The organism is Nocardia terpenica, from assembly GCF_013186535.1.
Lineage (GTDB): Bacteria > Actinomycetota > Actinomycetes > Mycobacteriales > Mycobacteriaceae > Nocardia > Nocardia terpenica.
On sequence record NZ_JABMCZ010000003.1, the window covers coordinates 343,973 to 362,315 of the forward strand.

Genomic DNA, 18,343 nt, shown 5'->3' on the forward strand with positions numbered 1-18,343 from the left:
TTCCGCTCGCATTGTCGCCCCGGACCTTACCCGAGCCCCGCTCCCCGGGCTCGCCATTCATTCCCCGGTGGGCCGGGCCATCGGGCGGGTGGCGCTCACATACTGCAGGAGCCCGTGGACCTCCTGCTCGATTTCGATCAGCCCGGAGGCGGCGAACAGGGCCGGGAAGGCGTCGATGTCGAACAGGCGCAGGCCGCCCGCCGCGCCGACCAGGGTGCTCACCGCGCCGAGGAGGGTGGGGGTGCGGTGGCTGGTGCTGAGGGCGATGCGGCCGCCGGGGGCCAGCACCCGGATCAGCTCGCGGGCCGCGACCATGGGCTCGGGGATCAGGTACAGGGCGCCGAAGCAGCACACCGCGTCGAAGCTCCGGTCGGGGAACGGCAGTCGGCGGGCGTCGCCGCGGACGTACCCGGCGCGGGGACCGGCGTTGTCGGCCCGGGCCTGCCGCAGCATCGGCTGTGAGAAGTCCAGGCCGATCGCGTAGCCGCCCGGGGGCAGCCGCTCGCTCAGGTAGTGCGTGAAATTGCCGGGGCCGCAGGCGATGTCGAGCACCGTGCGAGCGTCGGACAGCCGCAGGGTGCGCGCGGCGTCGCGGCGGTCGGCCCGCATGGTGCGCCCGGTGGCGAGGAAGAACGACGCCGGGCGCCACGCGCGCTCGTACACCGGCGCGAACGCCGGGTGATTCATCGTGCGGCGCGCCAGATTCACCCGTCCGACCGCCCGTCGATGCGGTCCACCGCGACGGTCAGGCCCGCCCGGCGCAGCCGCGCGGTGAGCGCGTCGCCCATGGCCGCGGCCGGGGTGAGAATGCCCGCCAGCTCCGGCAGCTCGTCGAAGGCCAGGCACAGGCCGGATTCGCCGAGCATGACCGAGGTGGCCTGATACCCCGGATCGCCCTGCCCGGCGAAGGTGCACACATACTTCGCGCCGGAGGTGGTGTGCGCGAACGTCTTCATCGTGAACCAGCCACTGCGCCTGCTGTTCTCGCTCGGACCGGTGCCCGGCTTGGGCAGCATCCGGTCCAGCAGGCGGCGGCCCGCCCGTACCCGCGACAGCAGCGCGCCCGCCACCATCGTCGCCGCGATGCCGCCCGCGATCCCGGCCGCCACCAGCGGCGCGGCGGGGGACTTCCCGGCGCTCATCACCTCGCGGTAGCGGAAGTTCTTGCCGTACACCCAGCCCAGCAGGCCGTTGCTGCGCCGCACGATCTTGGTGTTGTGGGCGGCCATCACGAACGTGGCCACCCAGCCGTCCAGGCTGGGATCGATCGCGGACGCGCGCTGCAGCGCCTGATCGGTCTGGCGGCCCACGTCCGGATCCATCGACCGGTCCGGGCTCAGCGAATACGGATGCGACAGCACCGACGCCTTGGCCGGATCGGCGGCGACGGCCTCCATCATGGCCCGGCCGGAGTCGATGGTGCCGCCGCTGGCGCCGCCCTTGAGCCAGGCCACCAGCGTGGTGTCGGTCAGCTCGCCGGTGTTGTCGGCGAGCGTGCGCCGATACAGCTGATACACGCTCAGATCCGACGGAATCGAGTCGTAGCCACAGGAATTCACGATCTTCGCGCCGGACGCCAGGGCCTGGTCGTGGTAGCGGTCGATGCTCTCGCGGACGAACAGCGCCTCGCCGGTCAGGTCGGCGTAGTGGGTGCCCGCCCGCGCGCACGCCTGCACCAGCGGCAGGCCGTAGCGCAGGTACGGGCCGACGGTGGTGACGACCACCCGGGTGCGCGCCGCGAGCCCGTCCAGCGCCGCCTGATCCGACGAATCCGCCACCAGCAGCGGCCAATTCGCCGCCGCGGGGCCCAGCTCGTCGCGGACCGCGGTCAGTTTCTCCGGGGAGCGACCGGCCAGGGCGATGCGGGCGCCGTCCGGCGCCGCGCCCGCCAGATATTCGGCGGTCAGCCTGCCGACGAAACCGGTCGCTCCGAACAGCACGACATCGAATTCCCTGTCTGCCACTGCATTTCCCATCTGATCGGGTGAATTACGCCTTGCCGCGACGTTTTCCGGAGGTCGGCTTCTTGCGGGTGGCCGAGCGCTTGGGTGGGGTGGGGCGCTGGGCCAGCCAGGCATGGTGGGCCTTGCCCAGTTCGGTGACCGGCGGGTCGCCGTAGAGCCATTCGCGGGCGATGCGATGCCAGTTCGCGGTCGCCTCCAATTGGCCGAGCACGCCGAAGGTGAGGAAGTCCGCCCGCCGGGAGAACAGATGCTCCGGCGGCAGATTCTGCTGTTTCATGCCCGCGTACTCGCCCGCCCGCGGGTCGACGGCGAGCACGAAGGCGCCGCTGGCCAACTCGGGCGTAATGGTCAGGTCCTGATCGATCAGCGCCCACTCGCACGCGGCCAGCACGTATTCCAGACAGTCCTCGGGCGTGATCTCCTCCGGGGTTTCGATGACGCCGTGGTCGATCATCAACTGCCGCAGGTCCTCCGCGCGTTCCTCGCAGGCCGCCCGGATGCAGACCAGCTCGAACCGCACGTGCTCGGGATCCATCCGGTTGAAAAGTCCGAAGTCCAGGAAGGCCACCCGGCCGTCGTCGCCGAGCAGCAGATTGCCCGGATGCGGGTCGCCGCAGAACTCGTTGAAGGTGAACAGCGATCCGACGTAGAAGCGGTAGATGATCTCGCCGATGCGGTTGCGCTGCGCGGCGGGCAGCTGCCGGATCTCCTCGAAGCCGCGGCCGGGAAAGTACTCGCTGACAAGGACCCGGGTGCTGGACAGCTCGGGCATGGTCGTGGGCACCACGATGAACGGGTGGTCGGCGTACAGGTCGGCGATCTCGCGCTGGGTCCTCGCCTCGGCGACGTAGTCGAGTTCGCTCTCCAGATTCAGCCGCAGCTCGTCGAGCACGGCCGGGGTGACCCACGGCATCGCGGTCTGTAGCACGCGCCGGAACATGGCCAGGTTCTTCAGATCCGCGCGCACGGCCGCGTCGATGCCCGGGTACTGCACCTTCACCGCGACCCGGCGGCCGTCGTGCAGGCGGGCCCGATACACCTGGCCGATGGAGGCGGCGGCGATGGGTTCCGGCTCGAATTCGGCGAACACCTTCTCGAGCGGGTGGCCGAAATCCTCCTCGATCACCGCGCACATGGTCTCGAAGGAGACCTCGGGGGCGCTGTCGCGCAGCACGGCCAGCCGGCGCTGGAAGCGCTCACGGTGTTCGGGCGGAACGAGATCCAGGTCGAGCACCGACAGCATCTGGCCGAGCTTCATGGCGACGCCCTTCATGGTGCCCAGCACCATGACCATCTGCTCGGTGGCGCGGATCATCGACTCCTCGGCCATCCGCGCCCGCACCGCCTCGGAGCGCCCCCGCATCGAGCGCCGGGTGCGCTGCGCGCGAATGACGTTGCCCGCCACGGCCACGCCGAGCTTCGTGCCCCGGGCAATCCGAGACGTAGGCAACTCCTTGGGCAAGTGCTGTTCCGCCTCTCCGCGTTTTCTGCCATACAGGTCGGGTGCCGCGCGGGTGGTCACAGGTCCTGCGTCGTGCAGGTGGCTGAGTTCCGGGAGTACCCGGCGAGTTACCCATGTACGCGCGAAATCTGTCGGCCAGTTTGTTCTCTAACAGGCTCGCCGATCATGGGAGTTGCGGTCAAGGGCATGCGCCCACGCCGCCCCGGCGTGCGCCTTACTCGGTCCCGGCATGCGGTCTTACTCGGTCCCGGCATGCTTTTGGCCGGGACCCCCTTCCGCCGAAAGCACGCCGGAAACGGCGATTACGACTCGGTGGACGCGGGGAGCTGGTGCGGGAGGGCGTTGAACTTCTCGGGCGAGCCGCCCGCGCGGACCATGCCCTCGATGGCACTCCACGCCATCATGGTGAGGTGGTCGAGCATGGTGTCGGCGGACATGGCGCGGTTGGTGATCCACCAGTCGGTGGCCAGCTGCACGCCGCCCACCAGGACGTAGGCGTAGAGCAGGATGCCGTCGGTCTCGATGCCGCGGTCGAATGCCTTGTCGCGCAGCACCGCCGCGACCACGTCGGCGAACAACTTCTCGAAGTCGGCCAGGGTGGACTTGTCGGTGGTGGCGCCGTTGCCCATGATGAACCGGTAGACGTCGGTATCGGCGTCGACGGTGTGCACGTACGCGGCGAGCGTGTTGCGCACCAGCTGGTATTCGTCGAGGTCGTCGCTGATGGCCTCGTAGATGCGCGGCATCAGGGTGGTTTCGATGAACCGCTCCATGGTGGCGCGGGTGAGGTCGCTCTTGTCCGAGAAGTACCGGTACAGGACGGTCTTGGAGACACCGATCTCGGCCGCGATCTCGTCCATGCCGACATCGCCGCCGCGCTTACGGATGGCGGCGAGGGTGCCGTCCACCAGCTCCTCGCGCCGGTCGATCTTGTGCTGGTGCCAGCGTCGCTTGCGGCCGTCCACTCTGCTCGCGCGCGCGGGAGCCGATCGGGTGGCTCGTTCGCCGGCCTCGACGAGATCTTCGGTGGACAGGATGAACTCCTCAATGCGGGGGTACGGGCCTCTCCAGCTTAAATCCTCGGCAACGCGGATGGCCCGTGTTCGGGTCGCGGCCCCTAGCGGGTCGTGGCATATCGGGCGGATACCGAGCGACCACGCAGAATGGAAATATGGAGCAATCTGCGGGTGCCCCCACCCTGGCCGATTCGAGCCCGGCCCGCGAATCCGGTCGCGGAGTGGGTAACAACACAGGCGGGCCGCCGCGCAAACCACCGGCACCCGAACCCTCGTCCTTCGCCGCGCTCATGGACGAGACCGGCAAGCGACGCGATCTGCGCAGGATGAAGGCCGTGGCCGTCGGGTTCCTGGTGGCGGCCACGATCGTCTATCTGCTCTGCTGCTGGGTGGGGTCGCGGGGCTGGGGCGGGGGATGGGTCGGCTACGTGCGCGCCGCCTCGGAGGCGGGCATGGTGGGCGCGCTGGCCGACTGGTTCGCGGTGACGGCGCTGTTCCGGCATCCGCTCGGCCTGCCGATTCCGCACACCGCGATCATCCGCAAGAAGAAGGACCAGCTGGGCGAGAGCCTCGGCGATTTCGTGCGCACCAATTTCCTGTCGCCGGATACCGTTGCGGCCAAGGTGAATTCGGCGCAGATCTCGCTGCGGCTGGGGCGTTGGATGGCCGACGCCCAGCACGCCGAGCGGGTCTCGCAGGAGACCTCGACGATCCTGCGGGCGGTGATCGGCGCGCTGCGCGACGAGGACGTCGAGCAGGTGATCGACCACACCATCGTCAAGCGCATCGCCGAGCCGCAGTGGGGGCCGCCGATCGGGCGGGTGCTGTCGGAGCTGCTGGCCGAGAATCGGCAGGCGCCGCTGCTGGATCTGCTGGCCGAGCGCGCGCACCAGTGGGCGCTGGGCAGCCAGGAGACGATCGACCGGATCGTCATGCGCGACGCGCCGACGTGGTCGCCGAAATTCGTCAATGTGCTGCTGTCCGAGCGTATTTATCGGGAGCTGGTGGAATTCACCTGGAAAATTCGTTCGCAACCCGATCACGAGGTGCGGCTGGCGGCCACCCGGTTCTGCGAGGATTTCGCGAACGATCTCCAACACGACGAGGCCATGATCGCGAAGGCGGAACGGGTCAAGGCCGAGATCATGGGCCGCGAGGAGATCACCGGCATGGCCCGGGCAACCTGGCGGGTGGCCAAGCGGATGATTCTGGAATCGGCCGACGATCCGAACAGCACGCTGCGCCGCAAGATCACCGAAAATGTGCAGCAACTCGGGCAGCGCTTGGCCGAGGAACCGGAACTGCGCGGCCGGGTGGACGGCTGGACCGAACGCGGGGTTCGTTATCTGGTCGCGAACTACGGTTCCGAGATCGCGGCACTGATCAGCGATACGGTTGCCCGATGGGATGCCGACGAGGCGAGTCGCAAGATCGAATTGCAGGCCGGGCGCGATCTGCAATTCATCCGGATCAACGGAACGGTCGTGGGATCGCTGGCCGGACTGGCGATCTACGCCGTGTCACATTTGTTGTTCCCCGGCTGGTCGGCATAGCCGCGGAATGTTCGCCGAACCAGTGCTAGCAGAGTGCTTGCAAGAGTTAGCACCTCGTTTTAGAATCAACCGTACAACCGCCGGAAGGTGAGTGATGGGACCAGAACCCGAGGTTTCCGAGGATCGGGCGGGCCGCGTAGCCAACGCGGCGCACGACATCGGGAGCTTCATCCGAGCGCAGCGCGAGGCCGCGCAGGTCTCACTGCGCCAGCTCGCCCAGCTGGCGGGGGTGAGCAATCCGTATCTCAGCCAGATCGAGCGCGGGTTGCGCAACCCGTCCGCCGAGGTACTCGCGCAGATCGCCAAGGGTCTGCGGGTCTCCTCGGAGGTCTTGTACATGCGGGCCGGCTACCTCGAGCAGAGGCCGCACAGCCCGGTCCGGGACGCCCTGCTGGCCGACACCGGAATCACCGAACGGCAGAAGCAGGTGCTGCTGGACATCTACGAATCGTTCCGCCGGGAGAACACCGGGAACGAGATCGGGGACAACGAGGTTCCGCGCGACACCACCGAAACTCCGCCACGCCAGGAGAACCAGACATGACCGAACCCAACGTCACCGTGACCAAGCCGCTCTACGCGACCGTCGGGGCGGGTGACGCGCTCTATGCCGCCGTCAACGACCTCGTCGACAAGGTCCGCGAGCGCGCGGCGACCGCCGATGTGACCGGCCGGGTGGAGGAGGCGCGCGAGCGTCTCGCCAACCTCCCCGCCGATGTTCAGGAGCAGCTGGAGTCGCTGCGCCAGCGACTGTCCGGCCTGCCCGCGGAGCTGCCGGACGACGTCGCCGAGCTGCGCGAGAAGCTCACCCCCGAGGAGGTGCGCCGGGTCGCCGACCAGTACTTCCACCAGCTGCTCGACCTGTACTCCGAGCTGGCCGAGCGCGGCGAGCAGACCGTCGAGCGGCTGCGCACCACCCCGGGCTTCGAGGGCCGGATCGAGCGGGTCGAGGGCCTCTACAACGACGTGGTCAGCCGCGCCGAAGACGTCTTCGGCAAGGTCTCCGATCAGGTCGGCGGCCTGCTGGGCAAGGCCGCCGAAACCGCCGAGGAGGCCGAGTCGGCCATCGAGGCCGAGGTCGTCCAGGTAACCGACGAGGTCACCCCGCCGACCGACGAGGCCGCCAAGAAAACCACCCCGGCCAAGAAGACCACCCCCGCCAAGAAGGCCCCGGCGCGAAAGACCACCACCGCCACCAAGAAGTAATCGCCGCGCCCAACCCGGCCCCGGCGTCCACGGATCCTGGTCCCGGCGTCCACTCGTCCTGGCCCCGGTGTCCACCGATCCTGGTCCCGGCGTCCACTCGTGGTCCCGGCGTCCACCGATCCTGGTCCCGGCGTCCACCGATCCTGGTCCCGGCGTCCACCGATCCTGGTCCCGGCGTGCTTTTGGCCGGGACCGCCCGCTCGCTCACACGCCGCAGCGGAGCGGTCCTTCTATGATGGATGGCGTGTATTCCGTGACTGGTGCAATCCTGCTCGTTCTACGACTGGCCGCGCTGGGCGCGACCATCTTTGCGCTGGTCCACGCCATCCGGCAGCGGCCCGACGCCTTCACCGCGGTCGACAAGCTGAGCAAGCCCATCTGGGTGACGATTCTCGGTGTGGCGCTGGCCTTCCTGTTGCTGGTGGGCACGCCGGTCGGCCTGCTCGGCATTGCCTCGGTGGTCGCCACCGGCGTGTACCTGGCCGATGTGCGTCCCAAGGTGGACGAGGTCCAGCGCGGTCCGCGCTGGTAGAAAGCCTTCCCAGGCGCACAGGGAACCCGTCGCCCGCGCACGCGTGTCGTGCCGGTCGGCGGGTTCTTTTGCTGCTTGCACTAGCAAGCACACCCGGAGTGGAGTTACCGTATCGATTGGTAACACACAAAGGAGTGGTTCATGCCGGCAACGCTGCCAACCCCCCTGGCGGGCCTCGCGGACCGGATTCGCGGCCTGCTCCGCGCGCATCGCGCCGGACTGCGCACCCGGGTGTACGAGACCGCGGCGCTCGACGCGCCGGTCCTGCCCGCCGAGGTGGTGCCGGTCGTCACCCCCGACGGGGCGCGGCTGCGGGTGCACGCGTACGGCCCCGCCGACGCCGATGCCGTCGTGCTGGTGCACGGCTGGTCGTGTTGCATCGAGTACTGGAACCCCCAGATCAACGCCTTCGCCGGCGACTATCGCGTGATCGCCTACGACCAGCGCGGGCACGGCGACAGCGACCCGGGCGGCCTGCCGCCGAACCCCGACCTGCTCGCCGACGATCTGTCCGCCGTGCTCGCCGCCACGCTGCGGCCGGGCCAACGGGCCGTGCTGGTCGGACACAGCATGGGCGGCATGACGATTCAGGCGTGGGCGGGCCGTCACCCCGGGGAGGCGGCGCGGCGCGCGGCCGCGGTGGTGCTGACCAATACCGCCGCCGGGAACCTGATCGCCGAGACCACCGTCGTCCCGCTGCTCAATCGCGGGCCGCTGCGGCTGCCGTACCGAATCGGCCGCCGCGCGCTGGGCTCGCCGTTGCTCATACCGCCGGTCTGGCCGGTGACCTGGATCTTCCGCCGCACCGTCATGAGCCTGGCGGCGACCGGTGACATCGCCGCGTTCGGGCTGAACATCGTGCGCTCGTGCCCGGCGCGGGTGCGGGGCGCGTTCGGCATCCTGCTCGCCGAACTCGCCCTGGGCGACGCGGTCACCCATCTGACCGCGCCGACCACCGTCATCGCGGGCTCGGTCGACCGCATGACCCCGGTCCGGCACGCCGAGCGCCTCGTCGAGATGCTGCGCGGCGTCGGCACTCCGGTCCGGATGTCGGTGCTGCCCACCGGACACCTGGGCAATGTGGAGGCATACCAGCAGTTCAACGCCGAGCTGGACCGGGTGCTGGCGACCGCGTACCCGGCCCGGGTGGCCAGCGCGTAGGTGTGTTGCGGGGAAGGTTCGGCGACCGATATGTGTTGCAGATAACACACATCAGTGGGGGGAGGCCCGGTGGGAATCGAATGGTCTTGTGCCGGAAGGGTATTCCGGGGGATAGCGGAGAACACAAAGGAGTGCTCATGCTGGTGAAGATGCCCGAGGCGATGACCGGCCTACGCGCCGACACGGTAACCGCCGCCTACCGCGCGAAACTGCGCTCGCGCAGCTACGACACCCCGACGCTGAACGTCGCCCCGTCCCCCGAGGTCGTCCCCGTCACCACCGCCGACGGCGCCCGCCTGCGGGTGCACGCCCACGGCCCGGCCGACGGCGAGGTGATCGTGCTGATCCACGGCTGGTCCTGCTGTATCGAGTACTGGAATCCGCAGATCAACGCGTTCGCCGACGAGTACCGGGTGGTGGCCTACGACCAGCGCGGGCACGGCGAGAGCGAGATGGGCACCCGCCGCTTCGGGGCCGACCAGCTCGCCGACGATCTGTCCGAGGTGCTCGCCGCCGTCCTGCGCCCCGGCCAGCGCGCCGTGCTGGTCGGACACAGCATGGGCGGCATTACCATTCAGGCGTGGGCGCGGCGCTACCCCGAGCAGGTCGCCGAGCGCGCCTCGGCGGTGCTGCTGGCCACCACGGCCGCGCGGCGAATTCCGCAGCGCGCCAAGGTCGTTCCATTGCTCAACGATGTCTGGCCCGCGCCCGTGCTGCTGGCCCAGGCGCTGTTCGGCACCCCGGTGCCGCTGCCCGGCAGCATCGCGGCACGCCTGATCTTCAAGTCCCGCATCATGAATCGCGCCTGCGACGCCGACCAGGCCGACTTCGGCCTGGCCATCGTTCGGTCGTGCCGCCCCGCGGCGCGCGCCGCCGTCGCCCGCGGGCTGGCCCGGATGGACCTCGGCGACGCCGCGGCGCATCTCACCGTGCCGACCACCGTCGTCGCCGGACGATACGACAAGCTGCTGCCCGCGGTGCACTCCGAGGAGATCGCGGAAATCCTCGCCGCCGCAGGCACTCTCGACCGGTACACGGTGCTGCCCACCGGGCACCTGCCGAATATCGAAGCGGCGCAGGAATTCAACGCCGAGCTGCACCGGATGGTCCGGATCGCGCGGCGCGGCGCGGGGGCCGTGGCCAGCTAGTCGAAAACGACCGTGCGGCGGCCGTGTACGAGCACGCGGCCCTCGAGGTGCCAGCGCAGTCCGCGGGCCAGCACCACGCGCTCGATGTCGCGGCCCTGGCGGACCATGTCGCGAACGTCGTCGGAGTGATCGATGCGGATCACGTCCTGTTCGATGATCGGCCCGGCGTCCAGTTCGGCCGTCACGTAGTGGCAGGTCGCGCCGATCAGCTTCACGCCGCGGGCGAACGCCTGGTGGTACGGGCGGGCGCCGACGAACGACGGCAGGAAGCTGTGGTGGATATTGATGGTCCGGCCCGCCCAGTGCGCGCACAGCTCCGGCGGCAGCACCTGCATGAAGCGGGCGAGCACCACCGCGTCCGGGGCGTGGGCGTCGACCAGCGCGCGCATCTGCTCGAACGCGGGTCCGCGCTCGGCGGGATCCTTCGGGAACGGCACGTGGTGGAATTTCACGCCGTGCGCCTGCGCGACCTCGGCCAGGTCCGGATGGTTGCCGATCACGGCCTCGACGGATGCGGGCAGTTCGCCGCTGCCGGCGCGGCCGAGCAGGTCGTGCAGGCAGTGGCCCTCCTTGCTGACCAGTAGCACCGCCCGCCGCCGCGCCCCCGAATCCAGCAGCTGCCACTCGGTCTCCGGACCCAGCTCGGCCGCCACGGCGGTGAATCGGGCGCGCAGCTCGCCCAGCGAGAACGGAACCGTGGACGCCTTGATCGCCTGGCGGGTGAAGAACCAGCCCGAGTCGGCGTCGGAGTGATATCCGGCCTCCACGATCGACCCGCCGAACTCCGCGATGAACGTCGTGATCCGGGCGATGATGCCGGGTCGGTCGGGGCAGCCCAGGGTGAGCACGAAACGATGATCGTCGGGGTGAGCGGGGGTCGAACTCATGGCGCCAATCCTCCCAGGTGGCCCGGGCACGGCCGGGCGGCACCCGGGTCAGAGCGCGTAGAACGGTTCGGCGTAACGGAATTCGCCGACGATCCCGGATTCGTAGGTGGTCAGCCGGCGCACCTGGAAGTGCGCGGTCCACGACGGCTCGTCGGGGGCGATGTGCAGGCGGGCGCCCGGCACGAAACCGAAGCGCGGGTAGTAGTCGAGGCTGCCCAGCAGGCCGACGAGCGGTTCGTCGAGGGCGTCGGCGGCGCCGAGCGCGGCGTGCATGAGCGCCGAGCCCACCCCGTCGCCCTGCCGCTCGGGCAGGACGCCGAGGGGGCCGAGCGCGAGCACCGGGAACGGGCCGATGCTGGCCCGGGTGAGGCAGACGTGCCCGACGACCCGGTCGCGCACCTGCGCTACCAGGGAGAGCGTGGGGATCCAGGCGGCGTCGCTGCGCAGCCGGTGCACCAGGTCGACCTCGGGCGGGTCGGCCTGCGCGCGGGGCGCGTCGTCCGGCTCGCCGCGTAGTCGGGCGCCGTTGACGTACTCCCGAGCGAAGGCGTTGCGATGTACCGCATCGATCGCGGGGATGTCGCCGGCCCGTTCACGACGGATCAGCACGCTGACGTCTCCTCCCCGACGAGTTGGCCCACTACGTAGTGTGCGGGACGGCCGATCCCGTCCGCAATCAATTTCGAACAGTGGGTGTGCCACACTCTGTCCTCATGGCTGACACCCTGACCCGCGCCGACGTGGCGGCAATGATCGACCACACCCTGCTCGCTCCCGAGGCCACCGCGGCCGATGTCGCCGCGACCGTCGAGGAGGCCCGGCAACTGGGCGTGTTCGCGGTGTGCCTGTCGCCGTCGATGCTGCCGGTGCGCGCGCCGGGGCTGGTGGTGGCGACGGTCGCGGGTTTCCCCTCCGGCAAGCATCACTCGCTGGTGAAGGGCACCGAGGCGCGGTTGGCCGTGGACGAGGGCGCGGCCGAGGTCGACATGGTGATCGATGTGGGCGCGGCGCTGGCCGGTGACTACAACGCGGTGCTGTCGGACATCGTGACCGTGCGCGAGGCGATCGGCGACCGGGCGCTGCTCAAGGTCATCATCGAGTCCGCGGCGCTGCCCGACGAGGCGATCATCGAGGTGTGCCGGGCCGCCGAACGCGCGGGCGCGGAATTCGTCAAGACCTCTACCGGCTTCCACCCGGCGGGCGGCGCCAGCGTGCACGCGGTCACCCTCATGGCCGAGACCGTCGGCCCCCGCCTCGGCGTCAAGGCCAGCGGCGGCATCCGCACCTCCGAAGCCGCCGCCGCCCTCATCACCGCGGGCGCAACCCGATTGGGCCTGTCCAAGTCGCGCGACGTGCTGGCGGGTTTCCCGGAGTAGCCCTTCAGCAGGTACCGCCACTGCCGCCCTGCAACTGCGTCGCGCCGCCCGTCAGGTGAACCGTGATCCCGTTGTCGGTGACCTGTACGGCGGTCGGCTGCAGGTTCATCGGGTAGCTCTGCAGGCTCTGGGTCATCAGCTGGACGATGCCGTCGACCAGGTCGGTCGGGATGCCCAGGCCCAGCAGTTGGGCCGAGGCCGTGCCGACCTGGATCTGATTGCCGACCACCCGCGGCTGGAGCTTCAGGTCGGCCAGGCCGCCGAGCACCTTGACGTCGAGGGTGCCGTCGCCGGGGTTGGACTGTACGCCCGTGACCAGGCCGGACAGCGTCTGGGCGATGCCGTCGTCGCTCCAGGCGGCGTCGGCGGTGGAGCTGCCGACGGTGGCGCCGCCGCTGCCGCCGTTGGTCAGGGTGATGTCGTTCAGCCGCGCGTGCACCTTCATGCCGACGGCGGGGCCGAACTTGGCGTCGTCGCTATCGACGGTCACGTACTGCACATTGTGATCGATCGCCGTGAGCAGCAAGGGTTTCGGCCCGAAGTGCACCGACACCTTCGACCCGAGGTCCCGCTGCACCTGCGTGGCGATGCAGTCGGCGTTGCGCTTGCGGAAATAGGTCTCGGCCGCGGCGGCGGTGCCGACCACGGCGAGCAGCACGACGAGTCCGATGATCAGGACCATGCGCCGCACATTGCGGGGTCGGGGCCCACCCGGCACGACGGGTGCGGGCTCGACCGCGGTGTCTGGAGGGATCGAACTCATGCCACCGATTCTTCCCGAGCTTTCTGAGCTCGCTCTGTGGAGCGGTTGTGGGCTTGGGCGCAGCACGACGAATTCGATTGTGACATAACGCACAGCGCCTCGGCGTAACCTGAGTCACATGTCCGGAGAAGCCGCCGCCAGCCGTATCCGCGATCCGGAGCAGCGCTGGTCGGTGCTGCGCCGACTCGCCGGGCGGCACGCCGGGTACTTCACCACCCGCCTGGTCCTGCGCACCGGCTGCGAGGACCGGATCCGATCGGCGCTCGAGGACGGATCGGTGGCCCGGGTCGAGGTCGGCCTGCTGCGCATGACGGACTGGCCCGCGGGCCCGCTCGACGAATACGCGATGTGGGCGGCCTGGTTCCACGGCGCGGCCGCGGTCTCCCACCACAGCGCCGCCGAACTGCACGGCCTGGGCCGCTTGCGCCCGCGCTACGTGCACATGTCCGCCGACGGCGGACGGCTGCCCAGCAGTTCGCGGCTGGTCGTGCTGCGCCGCATGCTGCGCCGCGACGACGTGGAATCGGCGGGGGCGTTCCTGGTGACCACCCCCGTGCGGACGATGCTGGATCTCGCCGAGACCGGCATCGGCCAGACCGCACTGGACGAGATCGTGGCCGACGCGGTCGCCATCCATCGCTGCGCCGGTGCCGAAATCCGTTCCGCCGCAGAGTTTCTGACCCCGCCCGCGGCGGCGCGATTACGTCGCTCGCTGGCCCGCGCGTAAGGGCCCCGAGCCGGGCGCCACCGCGTCCCAGGGGACCGACAGGACACAGTCGCGCATGCGGCGGCGGTAGCGGCGGACCGGAAAACCGGCCTCGCGCAACAGCTTCGCCGACTCGCGCCACCGGACCCGGGGCCCGTAGGGGGACAGGTGCGCCGCGCGGGCCCAGGCGCGGTCGGCCGCGGTGAGCAGGGTGTGGATGCGCTCGCCGGGAATATTGCGGTGGATCAACGCCTTCGGCAGGCGCTCGGCGACATCGGAGGGGCGCTCGACGGTGAACGGATCCCACGCCAGCGTCAGCGAGATCGGGCCCGCGCGGTCCAGCAGCACCCAGGCGCAGCGGCGGCCCAGCTCGTCGCAGGTGCCGTCGAGCAGCAGCCCGTCGGGGGCCAGGCCGTTCAGCACCGTCGACCACGCCTGCGGCACAGCGTCTTCCGGATACTGGCGCAGAACATTGAAGGCGCGCACCAGCATCGGCCGCAATCCGGCCAATTCGAAACCGCCGCGGCCGAATTCGACGCCGTCGCGGCCCGGCACCACCCGCTCCGGGGCGATCTCCAGGCCGACCACCCGCACCTCGGTGCGCACCCGCCGCAGCCGCGCCGCCAGCTCCAGCGTCGTCACCGGGCTCGCCCCGTACCCGAGATCAACCACCAGCGGATCGAGGGCGGCGCGCAGCCGCGCGATCACCAGTTCGTCGTGCATCAGCCAGCGGTCGCTGCGGCGCAATCGGTTGATCCCCGTGGTGCCGCGGGTGATCGCGCCGACCGGTTTGTTCAGACGGTGGGGTTCTGTTCTTCGAGCCACTGTGTCGTGAATTCGGCCTCGGCGCGGAACAGGTCGACCAGATTGATCAGCATGAGCTGCTCCAGTTTCGGGCCGAGGAACGGGATGAACACCTTCGCCGTCGACGAGGTGCGCAGCGTGCAGCCGGTGTCGGTGGGGAACAGGCGCATGGTGCCCGTCAGCGTGCCCGGCCCGGACGGGATGGCCGCAGTGAACTCGCCCTCGACCTCCGGGCCGAACGGGCCGTAGGTCTCGGTGCGGGTGATCGGCATGTCCTTGCGCATCACCGTCTGCGCCAGCTCGGGCAGCATGTGGCGGGGTAGCAGGTGTTCGAGCACGACCCGCACACCGCCGTCCCCGGCGTCCAGCTCGACCACTTCGTTGGGGGAGTACTTGCGCATCTCCGCCATCCGCGCGTCCCAGTAGTCGCGGCTCGACAGCGCCGCGTACACCTCTTTGGTGGTGTGCAACGGATAACGTGCTGAGTAATCCAGTCGACGGGCCATGAGGACGTAGCGTAACGCGAGAGTTAGCGGGACCTTCGCTGCGGCGCGAAAGCGGCCCCGATCAGCGGTCGGCGATCCAGCTGCCGGTGAACTCGGCCTCCGAGGTGAGCAGCTCGGTGAGCTTCTCGGCGACGACCTTCTCGATCTTCTTGCCGAACAGCGGAACCGCGACCTCGACCGAGCCGTCGACCACCACGGTGCAGCCGGAGTCGTCGCCGGTCAGGGTGACGGTGCCGCGGACCTGGGCGGGCGCGCCCTCGACGTGGGCCTCGAAGATGCCCGAGGTGCCGGAGTAGGTCTCGGTGCGGGGGATGATCAGGTCGCCGGGGCGCACCGAGGTGAGGGCGGTCGGCAGCTCCTCCTCCGGAATGGCCTGCACCATGGCCACGCGCAGACCGTCATCCGTGGCGTCGAAGGATTCCAGGCGCGCGCCCGGTCCGCCGACCTCGGCGATGCGGTCCTTCCAGTACTGTTCGTCGGCGAGGGCCGCCCGCACCGCGTCGGCCGGGTGCGAATAGGTGGCCGTGTACGCCAAGGGTGTCGCCATGGTCGAACACGCTACCGTCTGTGGTCGTGCGTACTTCTCAGGTGGTGCCGTTCGACGCGGTGAGCGAACTGCTCGCCGCAACCGGTGCCCGGCTGCGGAATTCGGTGCGGCTGGCCGAGCTGACCACGCTGCGGGTCGGCGGTCCCGCCACCGTCGCCGACTGCGCCAGCACCGATTCGTTGGTCGCGACCGTGCGCGCGCTGGACGCCGCCGGGATTCCGGTGCTGCTGCTGGCGGGCGGCTCGAATCTGCTGATCTCCGATGCCGGATTCGGCGGTGTGGTGGTGCGCATCGCCACCGAGGGCGTACGCCTCGGCGCCGACCGGGTGGTGGCCGAGGCGGGTGCGAACTGGGACGGGCTGGTCGCCGCCACCGTCGCCGCCGGGCTGGGCGGGCTGGAGTGCCTGTCCGGCATCCCGGGTTCGGCGGGCGCGACGCCGGTGCAGAACGTGGGCGCCTACGGCGTGGAGGTCGCCGGGGTGCTGCGGCGGGTGCGGTTGCTGGATCGGGCGAGCGGTGAGATCGACTGGGTCGCACCGGAGGAACTCGGCTTCGGTTATCGCACCTCGGTGCTCAAGCACAGCGACCGGGCGGTGGTGCTCGAGGTGGAGTTCGCGCTGGATGCCACCGGGCGCAGCGCCCCGCTCGGCTACCGCGAGCTCGCGCACGCCCTCGACGCCGCCGAGGGGCAGACCCGCCCGGCCGCCGAGGTACGCGCGGCGGTGCTGCGGCTGCGGGCGGGTAAGGGCATGGTGCTCGATCCCGACGATCACGACACCTGGAGCGCGGGATCGTTCTTCACCAATCCGGTGGTGCCGTCGTCGCGGGTGGAACAGGTGCGCGCGGCCATCGCCGCGCATGTGGGAGATGTCACAATTCCCACCTACCCGGCGGTCGACGGCGTGAAGTTCTCGGCGGGGTGGCTGATCGAGCGGGCCGGGTTTGCCAAGGGTTTCCCAGGCCCCGATGCTCCGGCCCGGCTTTCCACGAAACACACACTCGCACTGACCAACCGGGGGAGCGCGACGGCCGCCGACCTGGTCCAGCTGGCCCGGTCAGTCCGGGACGGGGTCGCCGACCGATTCGGTATCCGGCTGGAGCCGGAGCCGGTTCCGGTGGGGATCGCGCTGTAGGGGCGTGGCGCGAACAACGGGGGCGCGCCGTGAACCGGCCGATGGGGCGCGGTAAATTCGAGGAAGTGAACGTTCGAGGAGTGACCAGCCGTCGTGTCGCGCTGGTGGGGATGGCTCAGCTGGCGACCGCGGCGCTGGTAGCCGCCTGTTCGAACGGCAGCGGCGACAAGGCTGCGCCGAAGAAGGACCCCGGTCCGGTCGCGAAGGTCGGCTACGAGCCCGGCAACGGCAGCGCCGACATCAGCCCGGTGGCGCCGGTCTCGCTGACCGTGACCAACGGCCGCATCGACCAGCTGGCGCTGACCAACCCCGCCGGAAAACAGGTCAGCGGCACCTTTGCCCCCGACCGGAGCAGCTTCAAGGTCAACGAGCCGCTCGGTTACGGCATCACCTACACGTGGTCGGGCACCGCGATCGGGACCGACAACAAGCCGGTGCCGATCGAGGGCAAATTCAGCACGCTGCAGCCCAGGCAGACGGTTCCGGCGACGATCAACATCGGCGACGGGCAGACCGTCGGCATCGCGGCGTCGATCATCCTGCAGTTCAAGAGCCACGTCGCGAACAAGGCCGCGGTGGAGCGGGCGCTCACCGTCACCACCACCCCGGAGACCGAGGGCGGCTGGGCCTGGCTGCCCGACGACAACGGCGGTTCCCGCGCGCACTGGCGCCCGCGCAACTACTGGGCGCCGGGCACCGACGTCACCTTCTCCGGCAAGCTGTACGGGCTCGATCTCGGCGACGGCGGGTACGGAAACTCCGACCTCACCTCCGAATTCAAGATCGGCCGCAGCCAGATCGTGCAGGGCCACGCCCCCAGCCACCGCGTGCAGGTGGTCCGCGACGGGCAGACGGTCTTCGACTTCCCGTGCAGCTACGGCGAGGGCAACGAGGCGCGCAACGTGACGCGCTCGGGCATCCACGTGGTGACCGAGAAGTACGAGGACTTCGTCATGTCGAATCCGCCGTTCTACACCAACGCCCGCGAACGCTGGGCCGTCCGCATCTCCAACAACGGCGAATTCATCCACGCCAACCCGGAATCGGCCTCGGCGCAAGGCAATACGAACGTCACCAACGGCTGCATCAACCTCAGCACCTCCGACGCCCAGGCCTACTTCCCCACCGCCATCTACGGCGACCCGGTAGAAGTAACCGGCACCTCCATAGCCCTCTCCGCCGCCGACGGCGACATCTACGACTGGACCATCGACTGGGACACCTGGAAAACCATGTCCGCCCTCCACGGCGAACCCTCCCCGGTAGTCTCCGCCACCCCCCTCCCCCCAGCCCCGGTGGGCGGCAACTGATTTCGATCCCCGTTGCAGGGCCCCAGGGGCCCTGCAACGGGGAAATACGATGGGCCCCTCGGGGTTCCGACGTGTCTTCGGGTCCTGACGTGTCTTCGGGTTCCGACATCTCTTCGGGTATCGATGTGTCCTCGGATTCCGGCATGTCTTCGGATATCGACGTGTCTTCAGGTCTCGTGCGAAGAGCCCCGCTTTCATGTGCCTGTTGCGTAGCGGTGCCCGGTCCCCGTCGCGGGTGGTACCCGTCCCCATTGCGTAGCGGTAGCCGT

General features: G+C 69.8%; 20 protein-coding genes. 10 read left to right on the top strand and 10 right to left on the bottom strand.

The features are described from left to right. Positions 1 to 57: 57 nt before the first annotated feature. The 4 genes from HPY32_RS23045 to HPY32_RS23060 all read right to left on the bottom strand — a co-directional run bounded on the left by HPY32_RS23045 (position 58) and on the right by HPY32_RS23060 (position 4,460). Complete coding sequence (locus HPY32_RS23045; RefSeq protein WP_067594609.1) at positions 58 to 708, bottom strand: class I SAM-dependent methyltransferase; 651 nt, start codon at positions 706 to 708, stop codon at positions 58 to 60. After that, on the bottom strand, positions 705 to 1,976 hold the full coding sequence (locus tag HPY32_RS23050; protein ID WP_067594606.1) for a saccharopine dehydrogenase family protein: 1,272 nt from the start codon (positions 1,974 to 1,976) through the stop codon (positions 705 to 707). Before HPY32_RS23050 ends, HPY32_RS23045 begins: the two co-directional genes overlap by 4 nt. Positions 1,977 to 1,989: 13 nt before the next feature. Then, on the bottom strand, positions 1,990 to 3,426 hold the full coding sequence (locus HPY32_RS23055) for an ABC1 kinase family protein (RefSeq protein ID WP_067596254.1): 1,437 nt from the start codon (positions 3,424 to 3,426) through the stop codon (positions 1,990 to 1,992). A 302-nt stretch (positions 3,427 to 3,728) separates the two neighbouring features. After that, positions 3,729 to 4,460: a TetR/AcrR family transcriptional regulator gene (locus tag HPY32_RS23060; protein ID WP_067596253.1), complete on the bottom strand. Its 732-nt coding sequence runs from the start codon at positions 4,458 to 4,460 to the stop codon at positions 3,729 to 3,731. A gap of 137 nt (positions 4,461 to 4,597) precedes the next feature. Between HPY32_RS23060 and HPY32_RS23065 the strand changes: the two genes are divergently transcribed. The 6 genes from HPY32_RS23065 (at position 4,598) to HPY32_RS23090 (ending at position 10,042) form a co-directional block, all read left to right on the top strand. Further along, positions 4,598 to 5,995, top strand: coding sequence for a DUF445 domain-containing protein (locus tag HPY32_RS23065; RefSeq protein ID WP_082871761.1), 1,398 nt, complete (start codon positions 4,598 to 4,600; stop codon positions 5,993 to 5,995). A 94-nt stretch (positions 5,996 to 6,089) separates the two neighbouring features. Further along, positions 6,090 to 6,539, top strand: a complete 450-nt coding sequence (locus HPY32_RS23070) for a helix-turn-helix domain-containing protein (protein WP_067594603.1) — start codon at positions 6,090 to 6,092, stop codon at positions 6,537 to 6,539. Further along, positions 6,536 to 7,201 (top strand): heparin-binding hemagglutinin, encoded by a 666-nt coding sequence (locus HPY32_RS23075; RefSeq protein ID WP_067594600.1) that lies wholly within the window; start codon positions 6,536 to 6,538, stop codon positions 7,199 to 7,201. Before HPY32_RS23070 ends, HPY32_RS23075 begins: the two co-directional genes overlap by 4 nt. Positions 7,202 to 7,436: 235 nt before the next feature. Further along, on the top strand, positions 7,437 to 7,733 hold the full coding sequence (locus tag HPY32_RS23080; RefSeq protein WP_067596251.1) for a DUF2516 family protein: 297 nt from the start codon (positions 7,437 to 7,439) through the stop codon (positions 7,731 to 7,733). A gap of 141 nt (positions 7,734 to 7,874) precedes the next feature. Next, a complete protein-coding gene (locus tag HPY32_RS23085) occupies positions 7,875 to 8,894 on the top strand; it encodes an alpha/beta fold hydrolase (RefSeq protein ID WP_067594597.1) in 1,020 nt (339 codons plus the stop codon). A 137-nt stretch (positions 8,895 to 9,031) separates the two neighbouring features. Then, complete coding sequence (locus HPY32_RS23090; protein ID WP_067596250.1) at positions 9,032 to 10,042, top strand: alpha/beta fold hydrolase; 1,011 nt, start codon at positions 9,032 to 9,034, stop codon at positions 10,040 to 10,042. Here the strand turns inward: HPY32_RS23090 and purU are convergent. Both purU and HPY32_RS23100 read right to left on the bottom strand, forming a co-directional pair. Further along, positions 10,039 to 10,929, bottom strand: coding sequence for a formyltetrahydrofolate deformylase (purU, locus tag HPY32_RS23095; RefSeq protein ID WP_067594594.1), 891 nt, complete (start codon positions 10,927 to 10,929; stop codon positions 10,039 to 10,041). The genes HPY32_RS23090 and purU overlap by 4 nt on opposite strands. A 48-nt stretch (positions 10,930 to 10,977) precedes the next feature. After that, complete coding sequence (locus HPY32_RS23100) at positions 10,978 to 11,538, bottom strand: GNAT family N-acetyltransferase (protein ID WP_067594591.1); 561 nt, start codon at positions 11,536 to 11,538, stop codon at positions 10,978 to 10,980. A gap of 104 nt (positions 11,539 to 11,642) precedes the next feature. On the opposite strand from HPY32_RS23100, the gene deoC reads away from it, so the two are divergent. After that, positions 11,643 to 12,305 carry a deoxyribose-phosphate aldolase gene (deoC, locus tag HPY32_RS23105; RefSeq protein WP_067594589.1) on the top strand — a complete coding sequence of 221 codons (663 nt, stop codon included), beginning with the start codon at positions 11,643 to 11,645 and terminating at the stop codon, positions 12,303 to 12,305. A 4-nt stretch (positions 12,306 to 12,309) separates the two neighbouring features. On the opposite strand, the gene HPY32_RS23110 is transcribed toward deoC, so the two are convergent. Next, a complete protein-coding gene (locus HPY32_RS23110) occupies positions 12,310 to 13,068 on the bottom strand; it encodes an LmeA family phospholipid-binding protein (protein ID WP_082871760.1) in 759 nt (252 codons plus the stop codon). 118 nt (positions 13,069 to 13,186) lie between these two features. Here HPY32_RS23110 and HPY32_RS23115 point away from each other — a divergent pair, with 118 nt between their 5' ends. Continuing rightward, a complete protein-coding gene (locus HPY32_RS23115) occupies positions 13,187 to 13,795 on the top strand; it encodes a hypothetical protein (protein ID WP_067594585.1) in 609 nt (202 codons plus the stop codon). On the opposite strand, the gene HPY32_RS23120 is transcribed toward HPY32_RS23115, so the two are convergent. From HPY32_RS23120 to HPY32_RS23130, 3 genes are all read right to left on the bottom strand, one after another. After that, positions 13,769 to 14,599: a class I SAM-dependent methyltransferase gene (locus HPY32_RS23120; RefSeq protein ID WP_171983026.1), complete on the bottom strand. Its 831-nt coding sequence runs from the start codon at positions 14,597 to 14,599 to the stop codon at positions 13,769 to 13,771. The genes HPY32_RS23115 and HPY32_RS23120 overlap by 27 nt on opposite strands. Then, the gene (locus HPY32_RS23125) at positions 14,569 to 15,084 is read right to left on the bottom strand and encodes a DUF2505 domain-containing protein (RefSeq protein ID WP_067594582.1); all 516 of its coding nucleotides are present in this window, start codon (positions 15,082 to 15,084) and stop codon (positions 14,569 to 14,571) included. The genes HPY32_RS23120 and HPY32_RS23125 overlap by 31 nt, the downstream gene beginning before the upstream one ends. A 61-nt stretch (positions 15,085 to 15,145) precedes the next feature. Continuing rightward, entirely contained in the window at positions 15,146 to 15,631 is a 486-nt protein-coding gene (locus tag HPY32_RS23130) for a DUF2505 domain-containing protein (RefSeq protein WP_067594579.1), read from the bottom strand. A 59-nt stretch (positions 15,632 to 15,690) separates the two neighbouring features. Here HPY32_RS23130 and HPY32_RS23135 point away from each other — a divergent pair, with 59 nt between their 5' ends. Continuing rightward, positions 15,691 to 16,764, top strand: coding sequence for a UDP-N-acetylmuramate dehydrogenase (locus HPY32_RS23135; protein WP_269456541.1), 1,074 nt, complete (start codon positions 15,691 to 15,693; stop codon positions 16,762 to 16,764). A 41-nt stretch (positions 16,765 to 16,805) separates the two neighbouring features. Beyond that, positions 16,806 to 18,074 carry a L,D-transpeptidase gene (locus HPY32_RS23140; protein ID WP_195117229.1) on the top strand — a complete coding sequence of 423 codons (1,269 nt, stop codon included), beginning with the start codon at positions 16,806 to 16,808 and terminating at the stop codon, positions 18,072 to 18,074. The last annotated feature ends 269 nt before the right edge of the window (positions 18,075 to 18,343 follow it).

Coding starts and splice junctions, on each gene's coding strand:
- HPY32_RS23115 (WP_067594585.1), top strand. CDS start 13,187: ATGTCCGGAGAAGCCGCCGCCAGCCGTATCCGCGATCCGGAGCAGCGC.
- HPY32_RS23070 (WP_067594603.1), top strand. CDS start 6,090: ATGGGACCAGAACCCGAGGTTTCCGAGGATCGGGCGGGCCGCGTAGCC.
- deoC (WP_067594589.1), top strand. CDS start 11,643: ATGGCTGACACCCTGACCCGCGCCGACGTGGCGGCAATGATCGACCAC.
- HPY32_RS23110 (WP_082871760.1), bottom strand. CDS start 13,068: ATGAGTTCGATCCCTCCAGACACCGCGGTCGAGCCCGCACCCGTCGTG.
- HPY32_RS23085 (WP_067594597.1), top strand. CDS start 7,875: ATGCCGGCAACGCTGCCAACCCCCCTGGCGGGCCTCGCGGACCGGATT.
- HPY32_RS23065 (WP_082871761.1), top strand. CDS start 4,598: ATGGAGCAATCTGCGGGTGCCCCCACCCTGGCCGATTCGAGCCCGGCC.
- HPY32_RS23090 (WP_067596250.1), top strand. CDS start 9,032: ATGCTGGTGAAGATGCCCGAGGCGATGACCGGCCTACGCGCCGACACG.
- HPY32_RS23130 (WP_067594579.1), bottom strand. CDS start 15,631: ATGGCGACACCCTTGGCGTACACGGCCACCTATTCGCACCCGGCCGAC.
- HPY32_RS23140 (WP_195117229.1), top strand. CDS start 16,806: ATGGGGCGCGGTAAATTCGAGGAAGTGAACGTTCGAGGAGTGACCAGC.
- HPY32_RS23080 (WP_067596251.1), top strand. CDS start 7,437: ATGGATGGCGTGTATTCCGTGACTGGTGCAATCCTGCTCGTTCTACGA.
- HPY32_RS23075 (WP_067594600.1), top strand. CDS start 6,536: ATGACCGAACCCAACGTCACCGTGACCAAGCCGCTCTACGCGACCGTC.
- purU (WP_067594594.1), bottom strand. CDS start 10,929: ATGAGTTCGACCCCCGCTCACCCCGACGATCATCGTTTCGTGCTCACC.
- HPY32_RS23050 (WP_067594606.1), bottom strand. CDS start 1,976: ATGGGAAATGCAGTGGCAGACAGGGAATTCGATGTCGTGCTGTTCGGA.
- HPY32_RS23125 (WP_067594582.1), bottom strand. CDS start 15,084: ATGGCCCGTCGACTGGATTACTCAGCACGTTATCCGTTGCACACCACC.